Annotated in this window: 5 protein-coding genes; 3 read left to right on the top strand and 2 right to left on the bottom strand. The window is 67.7% G+C overall.

The window, feature by feature from the left end; translation table 11 throughout:
• On the bottom strand, nucleotides 1-236 hold a 236-nt coding region (locus tag AB4Y86_RS10925), incomplete at its 3' end, for an ATP-binding cassette domain-containing protein (RefSeq protein WP_441402257.1).
• 242 nt (nucleotides 237-478) lie between these two features.
• Between AB4Y86_RS10925 and AB4Y86_RS10920 the strand changes: the two genes are divergently transcribed.
• Both AB4Y86_RS10920 and AB4Y86_RS10915 read left to right on the top strand, forming a co-directional pair.
• A complete protein-coding gene (locus AB4Y86_RS10920; RefSeq protein ID WP_441402256.1) occupies nucleotides 479-2221 on the top strand; it encodes a sensor histidine kinase in 1743 nt (580 codons plus the stop codon).
• The gene (locus tag AB4Y86_RS10915) at nucleotides 2211-2873 is read left to right on the top strand and encodes a response regulator (protein WP_441402255.1); all 663 of its coding nucleotides are present in this window, start codon (nucleotides 2211-2213) and stop codon (nucleotides 2871-2873) included. Before AB4Y86_RS10920 ends, AB4Y86_RS10915 begins: the two co-directional genes overlap by 11 nt.
• Nucleotides 2874-2923: 50 nt before the next feature.
• Here AB4Y86_RS10915 and AB4Y86_RS10910 read toward each other — a convergent pair whose 3' ends face one another.
• On the bottom strand, nucleotides 2924-4411 hold the full coding sequence (locus AB4Y86_RS10910; RefSeq protein ID WP_441402254.1) for a lipase maturation factor family protein: 1488 nt from the start codon (nucleotides 4409-4411) through the stop codon (nucleotides 2924-2926).
• 113 nt (nucleotides 4412-4524) lie between these two features.
• Between AB4Y86_RS10910 and dxr the strand changes: the two genes are divergently transcribed.
• On the top strand, nucleotides 4525-5526 hold a 1002-nt coding region (dxr, locus tag AB4Y86_RS10905), incomplete at its 3' end, for a 1-deoxy-D-xylulose-5-phosphate reductoisomerase (RefSeq protein ID WP_441402253.1).

Genomic DNA, 5526 nt, shown 5'->3' with positions numbered 1-5526 from the left:
CCCGTGACCAGTTCCCCCCGGACATAGGTCTCTCCCTGCGACGCAGGTTGCAGGCCCGAGATCAGCGACAGCGTGGTCGACTTGCCGCAGCCGGTGGGGCCGACGACGGCGACGAACTCGCCTGGGGCGACGGAGAGGTTCACGTCCCGGATGGCCGTGTGGATCCCTCCACCGTTCTTGGGAAATCTTTTCGTTGCCGCCCGCAGTTCAATCAGGGGCGCCGTATTGCCTGGCATGGTGTCTCCTTCGTCACTTTGCATTGCTGCCGCACCGGGGACCGGAAGTCGTCCCTGTGGGCTGCCTCACAAGACCGTACGGGGGAAAATTTGCCGCGTCGCGCTTTAGGCCATTAGCCCCAATCAACCCGTTGTGCCCCTTTTGCGCATTGTGCTCAGCGGTCCGCTGGTGCCGGAACTGCAATGCCTCTAACGTGGGGGCTGGCCAGCGAGGCCCGCGTGGAAGAAGTGAATGAGGAAGTGTGGAAGCAGCGGACACTGTTGTCCCCGAGATAGGAGACCGCCGGGCAGCCCGGCCGTCTGGACTGGCCTTTTCGACCAAAATGCTCGTCCTGCAGCTGACAGTCGTGGTGGTGGTGGTCATCCTTACCGCCGGCGTCTACGGGTGGTTGTCCTACCAGCGACTCAGTGCGGAGATTGGGTCCAAATCCCTCGCCGTCGCCCAGAGCCTCGCGGTGGAAGACACGGTCCGCAGGGAGCTGGGGGCCGGTGCGGTCGCTGAAGCCACTCCGGCCAGTTCAGCGCTGCGCATGGGCCCGGTCCAGCAACTGGCCGAAAGCCTCCGAGACCGCACCGATGCCTTGTTCGTCGTGGTCACAGACCGGGACGGCATGCGCTGGTCCCACCCCAACCCCGCCGAACTGGGCCGGCCAGTCAGCACCAGCCCGGATGCGGCCCTTTCCGGTCAGGAAATCACCGTCCAGGAGGTCGGAACACTCGGACCATCGGTCCGGTCCAAGGTTCCGGTCTGGTCCACCGACGGCCGAACCATCGTGGGCGAGGCAAGCGTCGGATTCTCCACCCGTGACGTACTGACCGGCCTGCAGACCGCCATTCTTCCCATCCTCGGAGTCGCTTCGATTGCGCTCGCCCTGGGCGCTGCCGGGACAACGCTGTTGAGTCGAAGGCTCCGGACCCACACCCTGGGTCTGGAACCAGCCGAAATCGGCGAATTGGTGCAGGACCAGGCGGTGGTGCTCTACGGCGTCGCCGAAGGCGTCATCGGGATAGCCGAAGACGGGCACGTTACGGTCTGCAACGACAAGGCCCGCCGGYTCCTGGGGCTGGAAGAGACCGCCGGGCGCAGCCTGGACGAACTCGGACTCCCGCCCCGGGTATTGGCCCTCCTGGAGTCCGGGAACGCCGACGGCGAGCAAAGCGTCCAGATGATGGTGAACGAATCAGTGCTGATCATGACAGCCCGGAAGGTGGTGCGCGGCCGGCGGGAACTCGGCTGGGTCCTCATGGTCCGGGACCGAACGGACGTAGAGGCGCTCAGCCGCCAACTGGACGCCGTCGGCGCACTGTCCACCGCGCTGCGGGCCCAACGGCACGAATTCGCCAACCGCCTGCACGCCGTGTCCGGACTGCTGACCATAGGACGGCCGGGCGAAGCAGCCACGTACCTGCAGGAAACCCTGAAATCCGGGCCGCTGAAGTACCCGGTGGACTTCAGCGGTAAATTGGAGGACACCTACCTGCAGGCGTTCATCGGCGCGAAAGGCCTCCGTGCCGCCGAGATGGGGGTGCCCCTGCGACTGGGGGAATCAACCTTGATCAGCGGCTCGGTGTCCGATCCGCAAAACGTCACCACAGTCCTCGGAAACCTCATTGACAACGCCGTTGCCGCGGCTGTCCGGGGCGTCTGCGTTGACCGCTGGGTGGAAGTTGAACTGCTCAGTGAAGCCGGGACACTCTTCATCACCGTGGCTGACTCCGGCGACGGGTTGCAAACCCGGGAGGTCGAGGCGCCCTTCACCGAAGGCTATTCGACTTTCCCCGGGGACGCCGGGCCGGCAAACCAGGCGCAAATCGGCCAGGGTGAGGGGCTGGGACTGGCGTTGTGCCGTCAGATTGCCAGAAGCAGGGGCGGGGACGTGTGGGTAATTTCGACCGGCCGTCCCGGCGGACCGGGAGCGGTCTTCTGCGCCCGGCTGCCACAGGTGCTCAATCCGAACGGACGAAAGGAACACGATGAGGGATGACCTGCGGGTTCTGATCGTCGACGACGACTTCCGCGTCGCTCGGCTCCACGCCGACTATGTGAACGCCGCGCCGGGGTTCACCGCGCTTGAACCGGTGGGGACGGGGGGAGCGGCCCTGGAGGCCATCCAGACCTACCGTCCGGATCTGGTCCTGATCGATGTCTATCTTCCGGACAGTAGCGGACTGGACGTCCTGCGCGGCGTGGACGTGGATGCTTTCGTTCTCAGCGCAGCATCGGACGCGGTCTCGGTACGCAAAGCCATGCGGAGGGGCGCCCTCGGTTACCTGATCAAACCCTTCTCTGAGAAGCAGCTCGCCGACCTGCTGCGAGGCTATTCGCGGTACACCCGGCTTCTCGGCTCCGGGACGGCCCTCGACCAGGACCTGCTCGAACGCGCCCTGCGCCAACTTCACACCTCGGACTCACAGACGGCCAAAGCCCGGTCCGTGACCGAGACCGCCGTCCTCGCCGCCCTGGGACAGACCCCCGGGGCGCTGACCGCCGTCGACGTTTCCGCAACTGTAGGCATCTCCCGGGCAACCGCGCAACGGTACCTCTCCGCCCTCGTGGAGGACGGCTCCGTCGACGTCAACCTCCGTTACGGCAGCACGGGGCGGCCGGAGCACCGGTACAGCCTCCGGGCAACCTAGCTCCGGTGAGCCGGGCCAGGCGGCCGCCCTGGCGGCAAGGCGTGGAAGCCTCAGTCTTCCGGCGGCAGGGACAGCGGCGGAATGGAGTCGTGCAGCAGCATCCGGATCCAGCGCTGGCCGGTGGCGCGGAACTCCGCCCGGGTGGCAAAGCGGTAGAGATAGCTGCGGGCACGCACCCAGCGGGGCCGGGCGCCGTCGAACGGATCATGCCGCAGCAGGCGCAGGGTGGGCCGGTCGGCCACCAGCAGCTTTTCCAGGAATGCGTAGAACCACAGCTCATGGACGGTGCGTAGCGGCAGGAACCACATCAGCCAGTCGAGGCGCAGGTGGTACGGCGCCCACTGGCGCGGGATGCGGTGGACATCGCCGGGCTTGCCGCGGAAGCCGTATTCCTGCCAGTCCGCGGCGTCGTCGGGCTCCGCGTCAAGCGTTCCCTCCACCACTATTTCGACGCGTTGCTTCGTGACCGTGCCGAAGGCACCGTAGGCGTTCACAAGCTGCCAACGGTTGAAGGCGGCATTCATCAACTGATACTGCGAGAACAGGTTCGCGGCCGGGCGGTAGCTGAGTACCAGCAGCAGGACGGTGGCCAGGAAGACCACCACCAGCCAGGCGACCGGCGTCTGGCTGCCTGCGCCGGCGGGAGAGCCCGCGGCGGCCGTGCCCGCGGACACCGGGTGCCAGTCGGGCGGGATCGCCGGGAACACCGCGTGCGCCACCGGGTCGCTGACCGCGGCGAAGGCTAGCAGGATCGCCATCCAGTTCAGCCACGCGAAGTTGCCGCTCGCCACCAGCCAGAGCTGGGTGAAGATGATGATCCCCGCTGCCGCGCCGGCCAGCGGTTGCGGGGCAAAGAGGAAGAACGGGACCACCAGTTGGGCGAAGTGATTGCCCAGGACCTCCAGCCGGTGCCACGCCTTGGGCAGCAGATGCGCCTGCCGGCTGAGCGGCCCGGGCATCGGCTGGGTCTCGTGGTGGTAGTACAGGGCGGTCAAGTCGCGCCACTCCCGGCCGCCCCGAATCTTGATCATGCCCGCACCGAACTCCAGCCGGAACACCAGCCACGCCAGCAGGATCAGGATGGTCCGGGGCGGGGGAGTCTGCTCGGAGCCCAGAAACGCCACGGTAAACCCGGCCTCGAGCAGCAGCATCTCCCAGCCGAAGCCGTAGAACGTTTGGCCCACATTCACGATCGACATGTACAGCAGCCACAGCGCCAGGAAGACCAGCAGGGGAACCCACGGCGGGCCGAGCTGCGGAAGGCCCAGGACGAGCGCGCCGGCCAGCAGCATCCCGCCCCAGCACACCGTGCGCAGCAAACGGTCCGAGTACCGCCAGCTGAACAGCGTGGGCCTGCGCAGCCGGCTGGAACGCGCCAGAAACTGCGGGACGGGCAACAGGCCGCGCTCGCCGAGGAGGGCCGGAAACTGGTTGAGCGAGGACAGGAACGCTACCAAGTAGAGGACGGCGACGCCGCGCTGCAACACCTGCCGGGCGAACTCGTACTCCGGCGCATCAAACCAGGCCGTCCACTCCACGATCCCCACGTTACGCTTGCGGCCCGTCCCGTCAACGTGCGGCCATCAGCGCACCCGGGGAGCAACGGCGCACCGAAATGCGACGCCGGAACGAGGTGCGGGATACTGGAAGCATGCAGCCGCGCACAATCGTCCTTCTCGGATCCACCGGTTCAATCGGGACCCAGGCCATCGACGTCGTCGACGGCGCCCCGCACCTTTTCGAGATCGTGGCCCTCAGCGCCGGCGGCGGCAACCTTGAGGTCCTCGCCCGGCAGGCCGTGCACACCCGTGCCCGTGCCGTCGGCATCGCCGGCGGGGACCCAGCGGCACTGCAACAGCTGATCGACGACGCCGCCCGCGCCGCCGGCGTCGCAGGCTACCGGCCGGAGATCATCGCCGGACCGGACGCCTCCACCCGGATCGCGGAAATGCCGGCGGACGTGGTGCTCAACGGCATTACCGGCTCGATCGGACTCGCCCCCACCCTGGCCGCGCTGAAGTCCGGCGCCACGCTGGCGCTGGCGAACAAGGAGTCCCTGATCGTGGGCGGTGCCCTGGTCAAGGCGGCCGCCCGCGAGGGCCAGATCGTCCCGGTCGACTCGGAGCACTCCGCAATCGCCCAGTGCCTGCGCTCCGGCACCCCCGCGGAGGTGGACCGGCTTGTGCTGACCGCGTCCGGGGGACCGTTCCGCGGAAGGACCCGGGAGCAGCTGCACAACGTCACGCCCCGTGAGGCCTTGGCGCACCCCACCTGGGACATGGGCCTGATGGTCACGACCAACTCCGCGAGCCTGGTCAACAAGGGCCTGGAAGTCATCGAGGCCCACCTGCTTTTCGATATCCCGCTGGACCGCATCGACGTGGTGGTCCACCCGCAGTCGGTGGTGCACTCCATGGTCCAGTACGTGGACGGATCCACCATTGCCCAGGCCTCGCCGCCGGACATGCGCCTGCCGATCGCGCTCGGCCTCGGCTGGCCGGACCGGGTGGCCGGCGCCGCCAAGCCCTGCGACTGGACCAAGGCGACCAGCTGGACCTTCGAACCGCTGGACACCCGGGCCTTCCCCGCCGTCGGCCTCGCCAAGGAAGCGGCACGGCAGGGGAGCACCTTCCCGGCCGTGTTCAACGCCGCC

The sequence above is a fragment of the Arthrobacter sp. 2YAF22_2 genome (assembly GCF_052114645.1).
Lineage (GTDB): Bacteria > Actinomycetota > Actinomycetes > Actinomycetales > Micrococcaceae > Arthrobacter.
The sequence above is the reverse complement of the archived record's forward strand: the minus strand, read 5'-3'. Positions and strand labels throughout refer to the sequence as shown.